Annotated in this window: 12 protein-coding genes; 3 read left to right on the top strand and 9 right to left on the bottom strand. The window is 69.1% G+C overall.

What is annotated here, in order from left to right:
* The first annotated feature begins 936 nt into the window (after positions 1-936).
* A complete protein-coding gene (locus RLT57_RS32225; protein ID WP_311300932.1) occupies positions 937-1,569 on the top strand; it encodes a hypothetical protein in 633 nt (210 codons plus the stop codon).
* A 302-nt stretch (positions 1,570-1,871) separates the two neighbouring features.
* Positions 1,872-2,399, top strand: coding sequence for a hypothetical protein (locus tag RLT57_RS32220; protein WP_311301219.1), 528 nt, complete (start codon positions 1,872-1,874; stop codon positions 2,397-2,399).
* Positions 2,400-3,702: 1,303 nt separating this feature from the next.
* Here RLT57_RS32220 and RLT57_RS32215 read toward each other — a convergent pair.
* The 9 genes from RLT57_RS32215 to RLT57_RS32175 all read right to left on the bottom strand — a co-directional run bounded on the left by RLT57_RS32215 (position 3,703) and on the right by RLT57_RS32175 (position 13,032).
* Positions 3,703-4,883, bottom strand: a protein-coding gene (locus RLT57_RS32215; protein WP_311301218.1) for an IS3 family transposase whose coding sequence is annotated in 2 segments (ribosomal slippage) — positions 3,703-4,619 and positions 4,619-4,883 — 1,182 coding nt in all. Because the reading frame shifts where the segments join, the coding sequence is not laid out codon by codon here.
* A gap of 370 nt (positions 4,884-5,253) precedes the next feature.
* Positions 5,254-5,886: a hypothetical protein gene (locus RLT57_RS32210; RefSeq protein ID WP_311301217.1), complete on the bottom strand. Its 633-nt coding sequence runs from the start codon at positions 5,884-5,886 to the stop codon at positions 5,254-5,256.
* Between the two features lie 35 nt (positions 5,887-5,921).
* Positions 5,922-6,485 (bottom strand): hypothetical protein, encoded by a 564-nt coding sequence (locus RLT57_RS32205; protein WP_311301216.1) that lies wholly within the window; start codon positions 6,483-6,485, stop codon positions 5,922-5,924.
* Positions 6,486-6,914: 429 nt separating this feature from the next.
* The gene (locus RLT57_RS32200; RefSeq protein ID WP_311301215.1) at positions 6,915-7,607 is read right to left on the bottom strand and encodes a hypothetical protein; all 693 of its coding nucleotides are present in this window, start codon (positions 7,605-7,607) and stop codon (positions 6,915-6,917) included.
* 114 nt (positions 7,608-7,721) lie between these two features.
* Complete coding sequence (locus RLT57_RS32195; protein ID WP_311301214.1) at positions 7,722-7,889, bottom strand: hypothetical protein; 168 nt, start codon at positions 7,887-7,889, stop codon at positions 7,722-7,724.
* Entirely contained in the window at positions 7,889-10,690 is a 2,802-nt protein-coding gene (locus tag RLT57_RS32190) for a DUF3560 domain-containing protein (RefSeq protein ID WP_311301213.1), read from the bottom strand. Before RLT57_RS32190 ends, RLT57_RS32195 begins: the two co-directional genes overlap by 1 nt.
* A 685-nt stretch (positions 10,691-11,375) precedes the next feature.
* Positions 11,376-12,014, bottom strand: coding sequence for a DUF2637 domain-containing protein (locus tag RLT57_RS32185; RefSeq protein ID WP_311301212.1), 639 nt, complete (start codon positions 12,012-12,014; stop codon positions 11,376-11,378).
* Positions 12,011-12,388 (bottom strand): hypothetical protein, encoded by a 378-nt coding sequence (locus RLT57_RS32180; RefSeq protein ID WP_311301211.1) that lies wholly within the window; start codon positions 12,386-12,388, stop codon positions 12,011-12,013. The genes RLT57_RS32185 and RLT57_RS32180 overlap by 4 nt, the downstream gene beginning before the upstream one ends.
* Positions 12,385-13,032: a WhiB family transcriptional regulator gene (locus RLT57_RS32175; protein ID WP_311301210.1), complete on the bottom strand. Its 648-nt coding sequence runs from the start codon at positions 13,030-13,032 to the stop codon at positions 12,385-12,387. The genes RLT57_RS32180 and RLT57_RS32175 overlap by 4 nt, the downstream gene beginning before the upstream one ends.
* Positions 13,033-13,239: 207 nt before the next feature.
* Between RLT57_RS32175 and RLT57_RS32170 the strand changes: the two genes are divergently transcribed.
* Entirely contained in the window at positions 13,240-13,920 is a 681-nt protein-coding gene (locus RLT57_RS32170; protein WP_311301209.1) for a GntR family transcriptional regulator, read from the top strand.
* The last annotated feature ends 1,076 nt before the right edge of the window (positions 13,921-14,996 follow it).

Genomic DNA, 14,996 nt, shown 5'->3' with positions numbered 1-14,996 from the left:
CCCGCGGAGCGGGTACAGAGGGCGCGGGGCGCCCTCTGACAGACCGTCAGCGCGGAGCGCTGACCGGCCGGCCCGCGGGGCCGGCCGGGAGCCGGCCCGCGGGGCGGGCCGGGGGCCGGTGGGTGGTCGCGGTGGTTATCAGGCTTTCTGTTTGCGGGTGTTGCGGTTACCGATTGGCTGGCTAGGTGGTGGGGGCGTCCCCGGTTTTCATGCTGGCCTTTCGGCGGTTTCTCGGCGGTTTTTCTCTGGGTTTCCGGGGTGTTTCTCGTCCGGGTCCGATGTCCTGCTGTGTGGAACCAGTATAGGGGGCCGGGGCCGCCTTTTTCAGGTTATGCAACGGGAATTGATGGGGCATCGGGGCCGGTCGCCCGGGGTGGCCCCGGGCCGGTGTCGTGCGCCCCTCTGTACTGCTCTGGTGGGAGCCTACAGCGTCCGGGGCGGCGGAGGGAAGGTGAGAGAGGGCGGTAACCGGGCGGGGGCGTGAGGGGCCTTTCTGGGCTTTCCGGAGGTGGCGTTAGATTCGCGCGCCCGAGTTGGCGGGGCGTTAGATTCGCCGGTTTCCGGTGGCGTTAGATCCGGGCCGCTCCAACGGAGGTGCGGGGGCGGCGCGTTAGATTCGCGCCCGGGATGGCGGGGCGGCTTTCCCGATGGTGTTAGATTCGCGTTCCTGATTCGGTGGCGGGGATCGGGCGGCGGGTGCCGGTCGGCCCCGGGGTGGGTGGTGGTCGGTCGGGGGTGCGCGGGTTGCGGGCCGGGGTGGGGGGCTGGGTGGGCGAAGTTCCTAGTAGGGGCCTGGTTCGGTGAAGCGTTGTAGGGGTGTCCCGTTCGGGTGTTGCATAACTCGATGAACCCATGTACTGTAGTTATCACGAGGTCGGGGGAACGAAGAACCGGCCGAGAAACCGACTCACCACTGACCCTCTGGAGGGGATCTTCATGTCCGGTACCAAGTCCTTCACCACCCAGGCCGGTTCCACCTACTCGTACTCCGTCGAGACGGGCGAGAACGGCGAGGCGGTCTACGACCTCTCCCGCGTCTTCCAGGAGGGCGCGATGCCGATCGGTTCGATCGTGGTCCACCCGGACTACAACCTGAACCCGGCCGTCCCCGGTCTGCTGAACATCCAGTTCGGCAAGGGCAGCACCGACCGTCACGAGCGGGTGGACGTGCCCATGCTGGGCGACGGCGACCTGATCTACGTGGTCGGTCACCAGCTCGTCAACCCGGCCGATCTGGACGTCAACCCGGAGGACGAGAAGAGCGACCCCAACCCGAAGATCACGTTCCACCGGACCGTGCTCGGCGCGCACTTCCCGACCAACGCCCCCTCCGGGCGTGCGAGCACCGCCACGTTCGAGAAGGTCCGCGACCTCGTGACCGCCCTGGTCACGGAGTACCGCGCCGACAAGGCCACGGCCAAGCGCGAGGCGCAGTACGCGGCCTTCCTCAACGGCCAGCGGGCCGAGGCGATCCAGCCGGAGATCGACAAGATCGACTCGCAGATCAAGGCGCTCCAGCTCGCGCGGGCGGAGCTGACGGAGAAGCTGAACGGCTACAAGGCCGCGTAAGCACCCCGACCCGGGCCGGGCGGCCCCCAACCCCCCCCAGGGGCCGCCCGCGCCCACCACGGCCCGCGTCTGTGACCTGGACGCCAACGGCGATCAGCGGGGCGGAACGTGCGTCGAGTGCGGGTCGCACGGCGAACTCGCCGCACTGCGGAACCTCGCGCCGAGCGCGTACGGCTGCCAGCCGGGCATCGAACCGTTCGCCAGTCCGGCCCCGCTTTGGTGGTAGTCACCAGCTCCATCGGGCGGGCGCCCACGGTGCGCCCGCCCTTCTCCCTCCCTGCTCTGCACCGAAAGGCTTTCTCATGACGCACTCCCCCGCCTCCGCCGTGGCCTGGTACCAGTGGAACGGGTCAACGGGTGGACGCGGCATCAGCGAAGCGCACGTCGTCCAGGCTCAGGCCGACCACAACCCGACCGAGCGGCACGCGGACGGGTCGCTCACGATCACGTACGAGCGGACAGGCCGAACCAGCCACTACCGGCCCGCCACCGCAGCGGACGTGAAGGAAATCATGGCGGAGAACCGCGCCCGGATCGACGGCAACGAGCGGCTCGGAAAGGCCGTGGCGGAGGTACTCCGGGCCGCTGATGTCCAGATGGCCCGGTGGATGCAGCCGATGGGGAGCGGCGTCTACGTCCACACTGCCGGTAGCGAGGTGGGCGTGTGGTGGTGGTACTCCACCGAAGAGGAGCGAGAGGCTTCTTCCACCCCGTGGGAAGAAGGGGGCGTGCGGGCGCAGGTTGTCGCTACCCTGGAAATGGCCGGGCTTCGTCTCTCGTCCTCGGGAACGGATTTGGCGCTGACCACCGAGGACAACCCGCAGATCTGAACCCCCGCCCGCAGAAGGGACATGCTGTGAACACCGATCCACTTGTGGCTCTGCTCGCCCGCGCGGCGAAAGGGGACACGGCCGCCGCCGCCGAATTCCGGAGGGTCCGGGCCGCACGCATCCACGCCCGGGAGCACTTGAGCGCGAACAGCCGGGCCGCCGCGTTGCGGATGATCCGGCGTGCCGAGTAGGACCGCCGCCCGCCCCCTCCGCCCCGCTCAGCCTCTCGCTGAGCGGGGCCGCCCGATTTATCGAGTTATGCAGCGCCCCCGTGTCGGGTCGCTCCCGCCCCGGCGCGGGAGGCTGGCCCCGGGCCTTCGCCGCAGCGCCACGGTGACCGCTCCGCGCATGCGTCGCAGCGCTGCGACCGGCTTTCCGATCCGCATCCGTCCTCGACACCTCTGCCTGTTCTCCGCCTACGTGCTGTTCTGTTCGCTCGGTCCTTCTGTTGTTCGGCTCTTCTTCCTTCGTCTGCGCTTCCTCCGCTCGTCTGCACTTCCTCCGCTCGTCTCCTCTCTTCCTCTCACCGCACTTGCCGTTACCGATCTCCGCCCGACTCCTGCCCGTCTCTTCCTTCCCTCATCTCCTCACCCGTTGCTCTTCGCTGATGTCCTCACTTCCCTTGGGGGTCTCGTAGAGAAGTAGTCGGCGTGCTGGGCGCCCCTTGTCCGCGCCTTTGACGTGCCGGTTCTCCGACCTCGTCGGGGCGGGTGAGGCAAGTTGTAGAGCAAGTTGATAGGCCAGTTGAACAGCAAGTTGAACGGCAAGTTGTAGGGCAAGTTGTAGGGCAAGTAGCTCCCGGGGTGGGGGGAGAGATTTCTCCCCCCACCCCGGGGCAGTTCGGGGGTGAGGGAGAAATCTCCGTACCTCAGGGGGCCAGACTCCGGAGACTCCGGGGGAGAGATTTCTCCCCACCCCAAGGGGGAGAAATCTCCCCTCGGGAGCCGGGTTCGCTGCGCGAATGGGTAGAAGGGAGATTTCTCCTCCGGAAGGCTCCGGGGGGAGAAGTCTCCCTCTCGCCGGCGGATTGACGGAGCCTGGCGGCGGCCTCGCCGCGCAGGCCGGGGCATCCGAACACGGGGCCGCCGGCGCGTCGCTTGGGCCGCGGCCTCTGCGGCTAACGCGCCCTGCAGGTGCGGCCCAACTGCGCGGCTCAGGATCTGGCGGCCCGCGGTGGCTTTCGGCTGAGCCCACAAAGAAGGGCGGATCACTCCCGAGCGACGGGTCGACGCAGTGCGGAATCTCGGTGCTCGATGGGTGTGAGGGGCCTCGCATTTTCCGGACAGTGATCTGACAGTTTATTTCACGCGGCTATACGAAACTCCATGTATTCGGCGTGAACTTCTCGCGGTGGGCGGTATCCGACAGCCGAGTGGAGGCGTTTGTGATTGTACCAGAGTTCGATGTATCGGGTGATGTCCTGTCGGGCGTCCTCTCGGGTCGGGTACGTCACGCGGGAAACCCGCTCGTTCTTCAGAGCGCCGAAGAATGATTCCGCCATCGCGTTATCCCAGCAGACGCCGGTACGTCCGGATGACCGGCGGAGTCCGAACTGTTTCAGCGTCGCCGCGAACTCGGCGGACATGTAGTTCGATCCGCGATCGGAGTGGAATATTGCACCGTCGGCGAGTTTCCTGTTCCGCGCCGCGTTGCGGATGGCCTGGGATATGAGAGGAGTTTGGTAGTGGTCGTCCATCGCGTAGCCGATGACTTCCTTCGTGCAGCAGTCGATGACGGTCGCGAGATAAAGCCATCCTTCTCCGGTTTTTACGTAGGTTATGTCGCCGACGAGTTTTTCGCCGGGCGCGTCGGCGGTGAAGTTCCGGCTGACAAGGTCCGGCACGTCGCTGGCTGCGGCCTGGGTGAGCGACCACCGCTTCGGCTTGGGCTGGCAGGGCACCAGACCCAGCTCACGCATCAGCAGGCGGACCAGCTCCAGGCCGGCGGGGCGGCCCCAGCGGACGAGCTGGGCGTGGACGCGCCGGTATCCGTAGGTGCTGTCCGACATGTCGAATGCCTTCTTGATGAGCAGTTTCAATTCCTCGCGCCGCTGGGCTGTGGCAGAATCCGGGCGGTTCCGCCATTCGTAGTAGCCGGACTTGGACACGTCGAGCCGTTCACACATGAACTCGACGGGATGCGCGTACTCCGTGGTGTCGGGCCGCATCGTTTCGATGAACTCGTACCTGCTCACTACCGGGGATCCTTCGCGAAGTACGCCGCGCATTTTTTCAGGAAAACGTTCTCCATCTCCAGTTCACGGATACGCCGGTCCTGTTCCTTCAGGCGTGCCCGCTCATCCAGCGTCAACGGCGAACCTGCCGCTGGCTCGTTCTGCTTCTGGTACTTCTTCACCCAGCCCCGGAGCGTCTCCGGGTTCAATTCGAGCTCGCGGGCCGTCTCAGAGATGGTCCTACTGGACTGGAGTGCGACCCGGACAGCTTCCTCACGGAACTCCGGGGTGTACTTACTGGGTGGCGCCACTTCGTGCTTCCTCGTTTCCTTGACAGGACAACCCTATTGGGTCCCTGTCCGGAAGCTTCGGGGCACCTCAAAGGTGCTGGGCCTTGCGGGTGGTGGGGAGCCGCAGGTGCGTGCGGTTCGCCGACCGGGTTATGGCCGCCGAGGAGTCGCGTCGGCTTCGCTGTCGCGTGGTGTGCCGGCCTTGGCTCCCTGCGGGCAGCGATGGAGGTTCCTCGGCAGAGGGGAGAGGCCGCGCTCAGGGGTGAGCGCGGCCTCATGTCCGGTTCTTCGTTGTGGGTGTTCGGGGTGGAGTAACTGGTCCCTGGGTAGCGGGTCGCCGGCATGTCGGGGGTAGCGTGCTGGGGCGCGGTTCAACGGGGCTCCTGTGGCGTCAGACCAGGTCGAGGGTGGGGAGCAGTCCCCACCCTTCGTGCGGGATGAAGTAGTTCGTCTGTCCTTGGTCCCAGTTCCAGCGGTCGGCCAGGTCACGGCGTTCGGGGGCGATCTCGACGCGCATGTGGGTGCGCCATCCCTTGAGCGGACAACGCGCGGCGTCGGCGTCGAGCACGGTCATCTGTACGCCGTTGGAGGTGACGAGTCGGTCGCCGTTGTTCACCTGCTCCAGGAGGGCAGCCTCGACGTAGATACGGGCATAGAGGAACTGCTCCCAGAAGGCGGAGCGGCGCGCGATGGCGCGATGAGTCCGTGGTGTGGCCTTCCCTTCGCCGACGAGTCCGTGGAGGTCGAGCAGGCGCCGGTAGTTGCGGAGATAGGCCGTGCGTCGGACGGCGGGACGCTGGGGCGTGGAGAGCATGTCGGTGGCTTCCAGCCGGAGTGCCTTGTAATGCTCTTCGAGGCACAGTGCGACGTCGGCACCGAAAGGGGTTCGGTAGACGCGCTGAACGACGTACCGGGTGCGATGGGGACCGTGGACGGTCTGGCCGATCCACAGTGATTCCGGGTCGGGGTCGAGCTGGGCCTTGGTGATGTACTCGTAGGGGTTGGTGGCTGGCTGGTGGTCCACGGTCTTGGGCTTCCTTCGTGATTCAGGTGCCGGACTCAGATGTGGTCGTGGAGGTCGACCGTGAGGTACTTGGTGTGTGTGACCTCGATCCAGCCCGTGCGGTCGCCGTCGCGGAGCTTGAGTTCCCACTTGCCGGGCTGCCACCGCTGGCCGGTCTTCTTCCGGCCCACGAGTTTCTTGTCGCAGCGCGTCGACGGGTGGGATCCGCCCGAAGTAGTGCCGGACGTACCCGGGTTCGCCCCGCCGGTCGAGCCGCCTGAGGTCGGGGACTTCCCGCCGGTCGAGCCGCCTGAGATGGGCGCCTTGCCTGTGCTGCCGGATGAGGTGGACGACGTGCCGGACCTTCCGCCGGACGTGAGCGTCTTGCCGCCACTGGTCCCGCTTGTGGTGCGGGAGAGCGACATGTTGAAGGCGCTGGTAGTGATGAAGCGGCAGTTCGTTTCGCGGTAGATGTCCTTGTAGACCGGCACCCACCCCTCGGGGTGTTCGTGCTTGCCGATGATCTCGCCGTGCTTGACAGGCTGGTCAGCGCAGCCGGTGAGAAGGAGGGCGGCCGTCGCGGCGGCGGTGGCGATCAGCATGGTGCGGGCGTGGGACACGGCGGGGCTCCTGAGATGTGTGGGTGCGCTCGTCTGCTACAGGTGCGCTGCGCGAGCTGCGTGTGACAGGGACCTCGGAATTTCTTCCGGCGATCCTCACAGTACAAGTATTTATCGAGTTAAGCAACGTCGCACGGGCGGCATGGGCGCCGGATCCGGCCGGCGCGTCGTTCGCGGGCGCCCGGTTCAGAGGTAGGGCGGTAGGTAGGCAGTAGGCGACCGTCGGCCTCGCGGGCCGGGGGAGGGGAGGGGTCTCGCCACTCCCCTGCATCCGGCCGGCACTGACCGCCCGACCGGGACCGGCACGGGGCCCCCGGGGCCGGGCCGAACACGGGGTGTCAGCGGGTGGTGGGCGGTGCGTTGCGAGGGGTCGGCTGCGGGGTGAGGTCGGGGACCAGGTGGGCAGGGAGGCGGGGTCGGTGACCGAGGTCATCGGCGAGGTCGTCGATGTGCACACCGGGGTGGTTCTTCTGGCGGCACCAGGCCGCGGCCGGTGAGGACGGCGGCCAGGCCCTCGGCGTCCTGGCGGCCGGGGTGCAGCCACACGCACCGGGCTTTCGTGTCGCCTTCGGCGGCGTAGCCGCCGGGGCTGCGGTCGGTGCGGGCCTCGTACCCGGCCGCGCCGAGCAGCGCGGAGACCGACCGGCCGGTGATGCCGTACGAAGTGGCCTTGCGGCGCTCGGACTTGCGGCGGTAGGTGACACAGTCCGGGTCGGTGCAGTTCTCACCCTTGCGGCGGGCGTGCAGGTCGAGGTGTCCGCGCGGGCCGGGATGGGCGAGCCTGGCCGAGCGCGGGCACGTCTCGATCGTGGCGGGGTCGTACCACCAGGGCTGACGCTGCGCCCGGAGAGCGTCGAGCGGTGCAGCATCGAGCGCATCGAGCGCGGCGCGGACCCGGTCGAGCAGTTCGGCGAGCTGCTGACCGTAGGTGCCGAGGATGGTCGTGTTGCGCTGCTCGGCCGCCGGCGTGCCAGGGGCATGTTCCCCGACGATGACGACGGGGACGCCGCAGGGGCCGGGCGCGACGCCGACCAGGGTGCGGCCCCGGTAGGTGCGGGTGCCGGCGGGCCGGGAAGCTGTAGTGCGGGCCGGGTCGGTGCTTCGGGTGCGGGGCGCGGTCATGGCAGGGGCCTTCCTAGTGTGGCGGGTCGGTCGCGCAGTCAACGTGCCCGGGGCCGGTGCAGGAACCGGCCCCGGGCAGGGCGGTCAGTCTCGATCAGGCAGGGGGTGATCTCGTCAGAACAGAGTCAGGACGACCTCCTCGGGGGCGGGGTGGTCGGGCTCCTCCGCCACATCTATGGGCACGACTTCGTCTTGTGCGGCGGGGTGGGCAGGCTCGGCACCGGTGACGGTCGGGGGCGCGGTGTGCACCTGCGCGTCGCCCTCGGGCTGTTCCGACTGCATCACGGCCGGTGCAGCCTTGCTGACCCGTGCGGCTTCCTGCTGCTCCCGGCGGAGCTGGCCCTTGTTCTTGGGCTGCTTCGCCTGCCACGTCGCAAAGTCCCGTCCGCACGGCCACGCGTCGTTGCACCAGCGATCGGGGTGACACGTGCCGGGCTTCCGCTCCTGGACCTCCTCCCACGACAGCGGCCGGACGAACAGTTCCGCGAACAGTGCGGCCGTCTCTTGCGGCCACCGATCCTCGGTGAACTCCCAGTCAGTACCTTGCGCATCGGGGTCGACCCCCGCCGTCCAGTGCAGCGCAGAGGACGCCCACAACGTGCGCGGGTCCGAGCACAGGCGCACCGCATCGGAACGCGGCATCCACCACAACACCCGCGTACGCGCCGGAATGCTGTTCTTCGACGCGATGAACACCGCCACCGGCTCGGGAGCCGTCTGGTCGACGTCACCCGCAGCCGCGGTCGGCGTCTCGACGCCCGGCACGGCGCCCCCTCCCCCTCCCACACCTCTGCAGGGTCCGTCTCGGTCGTCACGTCCGGCGCGGCGGCCCGGGGCTGTTCTTCTTGGCGCGCCCCTGACAATTCAAGAGAGTCCCCTTTTCCCTCCGGGGCAGCGTCGGCCGCGGGTGCGCCCGCTGCGGTGACCATGCCGGCGCCGCCCGGTCCGGGCACCGGGCCAAGTTCCGCGGCCGTCGGCCCGGTTCCGGGGCCGTGGGGGGTGCCGACGCCCGGCACGGCGCCGCCTTCCCCTTCCCATACCTCCGCGGGCTCCGCCACGGTCGCCACGTCCGCAGGGGCCGACGCGCCGCCGCCCGGTGCGGCGGGTCCTTGCGCCAGGTCGGCGGCGCTGTCGTGCGCGTCGGCCGGCTGCTCCGCCTCGGCGGCTTCCGGGGCGGGCTCGGAGGTGACGTCGCGCGGGTCGGTGGGGATCGGCTCACCTGCCAGGGCGGCCCGCATCTGCTCGGCCGACATGCGCCCGCTCACCTCGTTGTAGGGGAGCGTGTACGTGCTGCCCTTGTGCCGGGTCTGCTCCGTTGCCGCGCGGGTGACCACACGGGAGCCGTCGACCGCGCCTACGGCGCCGCCGTCAAATGCGGCGTGGATGTGCGGCACCGTCACCGTTTTGGCGTTGACCCGGGTCACCTCGTACCAGGTCCCCCGGCACCGCGCGAAGTCACCACGGACAAAGTCCGGCTTGCCCCACACCTTGAAGCCGCGCCGCTCCGCCTCCTTGATCGTCTCCGCCCAGTACGTCAGCTCTTCGTCGTACTCGGCCAGACGACGTGTGAGCTCTTCCCGGCGCGCCTCGGACGGCTCACGGCGCCACACATCGGCCTTGCGGCCCGTGTCGTCAACTCCGTCGCGCTCCCGCAGCACGCCGCGGCGTTCTGCCTCCAGCTTCTCGATACGGCGCAGGGTGCGCCCCGGGTTGGTCCGGTACCGCTCGTACGCCTCGGACGCCGCCGCGCGGTTGGCCCAGTAGCCCGCCCGCCGCTGCTCGCCGACGCTCTTGCGCGCCATGGACCACATGCGCTCCTGGTCACGGCGGGCCCGCTGCTCGGAGTGGTGCCCGATCAGGATCGGCTGACCCATGACGAAGCGTTCCCCGATGGAGTTGTGGGCGTCCCACAGCCGGTCGGACTCGGCCGCCGCACGTCCGGCCCGGTCCGTGAACCGCTCCGCGCGCGCCTCGGCCGCGTCCACGCGGGCGGCCTCCCGCTCCGCGAACGACATGGTCTCTTCGATCACCACGGCGCACGACAGGCCCAGTGCGCGCACCGCGTCCGCGGCCCGGTTGATCTTCCACCGGTCGGCGCCCTTGTAGCGGCTACCGCGGATGAAGATCCCCGGGTCACGCCGGTAGGCCCAGCCCAACGGCTTCAGCGCTTCCCACACCCCGTCACCCTTGGAGGACCCCTCAACGGTGGTCCCGTCCTCGTGGGTGTGCCGGATGACGATGTCCGCCGCGTCGGCTTCTTCCTCCGCCTCCACGACATCCCCAGGCAGGGTGAGCGCCCGCAGCGCTGCCGGAGAGCACCCCATGACCTTTGCGGCACACTCGGCACAGCGCGGAGCACAGCCGGGCACGTCCCACAGCAGCACCCCGAACCCGCCACACGCGTTTGCCGCCGCGCAGTCACCGCGCCCGGCAGGCTTCGCCCGGTTCGCGGGAGCGTCCCCCGGGCCGGGTACCGGGCCGAGCTGGGCGGCAGTCGGGCCGGCCTCGGGGCCGCGGGGGGTGTCAACACTTGGAACGGCGCCGCCTTCCCCCTCCCAGGTGTTCGCCGCACCCGGGTCTGAGGGGGCCGCGTCCGGTGCCACGCTGACCACCGCGGAGATCTTGGGCATGGTGGCGCCGACGTGCTCCGCCCCCTGAACGTCTGCGGTACGTCGAGCAGACTCCGCCCTTTCAAGTGCTTCGCCGGCCGCAACTACATGCTCCGGCCGGTGCGTGAGCACGTACGCGCGGACTGTGCGGACGAGCCGTTCCACGTGCGCCGCGTACTCCGCTCCCAACTCCGCGCGGGTCATGGTGTAGGCGTTCGCGGCGGCATCCGCCGCGCGGTCGGCGAGCCACCTGGCGTCGCTTTCGGCGGCCAGCGCGTCAGCGAGCAACTGCTCACCTTTCTCGCGCATCACCCGTTCTTCCTCGGTCTCCAGCACGTAGGGGGTGGCCGGAGCGATCCGCGGCATGAAGTTGAGAGCGGTCTCGTACAGGTCCAATTGGGTGTGTGCACGCAAAACCCGGATGTCCATCACCAGGTCGCTGATCTCATCGCTGAGCCGCTGCAACGCATCCATGGCCTGTCTCCCCATCGGTGGTTCGTGGTGTGCTGTGCCATCACCATAACGTACTTGGTACGAGTACCAAGTACGTTTGATTGTGGCGTGCGTCACATCACCGCGGCCAACGGGCGACCAACCGCCCGAATCCCGCGATTTTCGGACCTCTAGGGGGGTACGAAAAATGCCTGTCTGGCCTGTCATTGCAGGTCAGGGCGCATAAAAGCCTGTCAACCCACCCTGTCGGCCGACGGCTCGGCCGACAGGGTGGGACAGGCTCCGACACGGTCGGCCGACAGGACGAAATCGGACATAAGGCCACCACCGACAGGCAGCGACAGGCAGCCGGCTCGCCCCTTGACGCTCTCTCCATCCGACCCGCACGCCAGCAGGCCGAGCAGCCGGCGGGACGCCGGGGGTGCCGGCACGGGCGCAGCCAAGGGGGCGTCGGGTGGCTCTACGTGGCGCGGACGCAGGCAACACCCCCGGGGGGTGCGGGAACCTCCGATTTATCAAGGTCATGACATGTAGACATTCGGAGCGTCTCCGCCATCCACCAGGGTGTCCGCTACTGGCTTGGGGTGGGGGTCACTGCGAGCGCGGGCGGTGGCCACCGCGCCGACGCGTCATCCAATCCGCACACACAGGCACCGCTTCAGAAGGAGGGGAAAACTTCAATACTTGTCATGCCTACGGCAATCCGTCAAGGAGTCTCTTCAGCGCGTCGCTTACTGCCCCGCTGCCGCTGGTTTTTCAGGGACTGCTCTTTCACACCGAGATGGCCAGCCAGGCGGTCCGGGCGTCCGCCCGGGCTGCGGGCGGCGCGCCGCTCCTCGAGCGAGCCGATCTCCCACAGGACGGCCGCGAGGACCGGCCATACCGCACGGACTGCGGAACCGAGCAGCGAGTCCGCCTCCGCGGCGGAGAAGACGGAGCTGACGCCGGCGAGCACCCAGAACAGGGCGCCGGACAGACCGGGCCCGTGCCCCGAGCGGGCTCGGCGGCGCGCTCGGCGGCCCCAGACCATGGCGGCGACGTCGAGGGCGACGAACGGCAGGAGGTCGAAGGGATCCTGCAGGCCCATCTGGTACTGGCCGACGCGACGCAGGCCGGTTGCCGACAGGGCGGCGGCGACGACGACCGCCAGCAGGTCCTCGATCCGACGGCCGCGGGAGTCGGCGGCAGCCGTCCGCTCGGCGTCGGTCATCGTGACCAGAGCGAGGCGGCGCCGGTGAAGGGCGATCGCGGGACCGAGGGTGAGGACCAGGGCGCCCGCGACGAACTGCCAGCTGCCGAGCAGTTCGAGAGCGGCTGAGCCGCGGGGGACGAGGTCGAGCGTCACGGAGAATCCCTCCTGGCGACAAAGCCGGCCGCCTCGGCGGCGGTGGCGCGCAGCTGCTGATCGGTGGGCGGCACCGGATCCTCGGTGACCCAGGCCCGGTAGGCGTCGCGCTCGGCGGTGACCTGGCGGAGTCGGGCCAGGAGCAGCACGGTGAGCGGGTGGACGGGTGGGAGGTTTCCGTCGGCCTGGACGAGGACGGGCAGTAAGACGGCCTCGTCGCGACGCGCGAGATGGCTGATCAGGGCACGGTTGAGGTCGCAGGCGCAGTCGGCGGCACGATGCCGGCCGGCAAGGTGCCGAGGCCCTGGAGCGTCCGTAGTTGCGGAACGTCGCAGCGTCCGGGTGAGGCGCGCGGCGAGGGTGCGAAAGCTCATGCCGCCTCCGTCCAACCGGCGGCGAGGCGGTGCTCGGCGACCAGCTGGTCGCGGCGACGCACTGCCTCCCCGATCGCCTCGCGGTTCTTCTCTCGCTTGTCCGCTCGTACCGACCCGGCGAGGTACTGGCGCGCGAGCCGCTGTACCTCCGCGGCCGCCTCGATGCGCTTCTGCCGTCGCAGTGCGGCGCTCTGGTCCCGGGCGCGGGCCTGCTCCAGGCGCGGTGCCTCCTTCAGCAACCGGCGCTGGAGCTTCTCGGGTGCCAAGCCACCGCGGACGCCCTGGGTGTCCCCGTCGCAGAGGGCGAGCTCCGCGCACGCGGCGCGGACCGGGCACACGGAGCAGTGGCTGCGGACCGTCCTGGTCCGGCGCCGGCGCCAGTCGGCCGCCGGCTCGCCGTCCTCCTGGTAGAAGTCGTCGACATCGGGCTGGATCGCGTAGCAGACCGAGTGCATGAGCGCTCGCCGCAGTTGCGGGGCGCGCAGCTCGCGGACGATGAGGTGGCCGTCGCGGCCGACGAGGTAGCCGCCGGCGGCGAGTGCATCGATCGTTTCGGCGCTGGCGACGTACTGGGCGATGTCGGTTTCACCCTGGTCAGGGAGCTGGGCCCGGGCCGGCGGGTGAGCTGTCATCATGGCGTTCATGCGTTCTGTCCTCCTGTGACGGGATGGGATGGGGCGCTGCGGTCTCCGGGGGAACCAGCCCTGGAGACCGCTTGCATTTACACGGCCCATCTGACTTAACTAACTTGCGTCAGTTGAGTCAGATAATGCGTGCCGAAACGGATCACGTCAAGGAAGAGGTGGATCATCTTGGACGGAGAGCTCTGGCTGGTGCGGCAAGATGTGGGCATGACGTCCCATCACCCGCACGAGCAGGCTGCGGCGGCGCTGCGCGCCGACATCCTGAACGGCACCTTCGCCGCCGGGGAGAGGCTGCCGGGACAGCGGGAGCTGGCGGAGAAGTACGACGTCGCGCAGAACACGATGGGCCAGGCCCTAAAGGTGCTTGAGTCCGAAGGGCTCGTGGAGATGGCGCCGCGGCGGCGAGCCCGGGTCCTGCAGCCGGCGCCGCTCATGGAAGCCCGGCTGGCGGGGGACGGCCTCCTCGCACCCGCGCAGCCGGAGGGCGCGGCCTACGAGTTCCTCCAGGTCCAGGGCCGCAGGGTCGACCCCCGAGCTTCCGAGGCGCTCAGCCTCGCACCGCACACCCCCCTCTTCGCCCGGAAGGCGGTGCTGCTGCATGCGGGCGCGCCGTGGGCGCTGCAGACGCTGCTCACCGCGAAGCCGGCCACGGCACCTCGCGGCCAGGGCGTCGCCGGAGCCCCGTTCCCCGCGGGCGCCGAGGCGCACGAGACGGGACACGCCAGCCAATGGTCTGGGCGGCCGGCGAGCCCCGAGGAGGGCGAACTCCTCCGAGCCGGGCGCAGCGCAACGGTCCTTGAAGTCCGAAGAGTCGGATTCATTGACGAACGACCGAACTCGTATCTTGTGACGGTAGTTCGGGCGGATAGAGTGACAATCCTTACATAGAACACTATTTGATTCGACTAGCGCCCAACTAATCGCCTTTATGACGGTTGTTCAAGCGGTCGCAGAAGCCCTCGCGACGGCTCGCACAATGCGTGTGCACCGTCCTGTCCAAGGGATAGGGTGGCATCCGCTTGATCCACTACGCCTCACCCTCGGGACCTCAGCCGATAGCGGCGGGCCAGGACCCGATGAACCGAGAAGGCGGTTCTCCCATGATGTGCACCCGCTTGCCACGGCCGACACCAAGCCGTCTCCGCGCGGCGTGCGCGGCCCTGTCGTGGGTGCCGGTCTGCCCCCGGAGGGGGGACTCGATCATGTCGTAGAAATCCCGGGCGGGCGCCTCTAGCAAAGGTCGCTCCTCGCCCTCCCCGCCGGCTTCGGAGTTAGCCGCTCCTCTGCCGACCGTCACCGCTCCGACGAGGTAGCAACTCGTCCGAGCGAAGGCCAGACCAGTTGGTCCGGCAATCACTGCCCTCCAGCAGCAATCCCCCCATCGGGGGTTCGTCGTTTCCCGAGGCAACCCGGGAGAACGGGGTCCATCTTGCAGTACACCCATGCTCTTTGTCAGCTCGGACGCTTCCGCAACCCGGTGTTCACGGCCATCTTTCGCTCGTCCGTGATCTTCCCGCCACTGCGCGTGGGCTTCTGCGTGCCCGGCCGAAGCGGCTGGAGGCAAGGCGAGCCGCGGCCCGCGCAGGGCACGGTGCCTCCAGGCACCGCCGCGGTGATCCGCAGACCGCGCGAGGCGGGCACGTCCGCTCGCGGTCAAGGGGTCTGTCCGGGCGTCCGCCGCCCCCTTGACCTGCTGGTCACAGACTCGTCGGCGATTTCCCCGGCCCAACTGTCACACCGCCGGGATTTTCGACACCCGTAGGAACCGAAGGACCTGATCCTTCGCTTCCGTCCGAGGCCACCGGCCAGTCAGACCCCAGACACGGCCCCCCGTACCCGGGGCGCCGCCGAGACCCAGCGCACCGTGACCGCCGCCCAGCGGCGCCGGTGCGCCAGGAGCAGCGTGCCCAGCACAACAGCCGTACCCCGATCCACCGACCCGCCGCCGGCGGGCGCGGCCGCGC

It is taken from the genome of Streptomyces sp. ITFR-21 (assembly GCF_031844685.1).
Taxonomy (GTDB): domain Bacteria; phylum Actinomycetota; class Actinomycetes; order Streptomycetales; family Streptomycetaceae; genus Actinacidiphila.
The sequence above is the reverse complement of the archived record's forward strand: the minus strand, read 5'-3'. Positions and strand labels throughout refer to the sequence as shown.

Excerpts from the sequence above, each read along its gene's own strand:
- RLT57_RS32225 (WP_311300932.1), top strand. The coding sequence starts at position 937 with ATGTCCGGTACCAAGTCCTTCACCACCCAGGCCGGTTCCACCTACTCG.
- RLT57_RS32220 (WP_311301219.1), top strand. The coding sequence starts at position 1,872 with ATGACGCACTCCCCCGCCTCCGCCGTGGCCTGGTACCAGTGGAACGGG.
- RLT57_RS32200 (WP_311301215.1), bottom strand. The coding sequence starts at position 7,607 with ATGACCGCGCCCCGCACCCGAAGCACCGACCCGGCCCGCACTACAGCT.
- RLT57_RS32195 (WP_311301214.1), bottom strand. The coding sequence starts at position 7,889 with ATGCAGTCGGAACAGCCCGAGGGCGACGCGCAGGTGCACACCGCGCCC.
- RLT57_RS32190 (WP_311301213.1), bottom strand. The coding sequence starts at position 10,690 with ATGGATGCGTTGCAGCGGCTCAGCGATGAGATCAGCGACCTGGTGATG.
- RLT57_RS32180 (WP_311301211.1), bottom strand. The coding sequence starts at position 12,388 with ATGAGCTTTCGCACCCTCGCCGCGCGCCTCACCCGGACGCTGCGACGT.
- RLT57_RS32175 (WP_311301210.1), bottom strand. The coding sequence starts at position 13,032 with ATGAACGCCATGATGACAGCTCACCCGCCGGCCCGGGCCCAGCTCCCT.
- RLT57_RS32170 (WP_311301209.1), top strand. The coding sequence starts at position 13,240 with ATGACGTCCCATCACCCGCACGAGCAGGCTGCGGCGGCGCTGCGCGCC.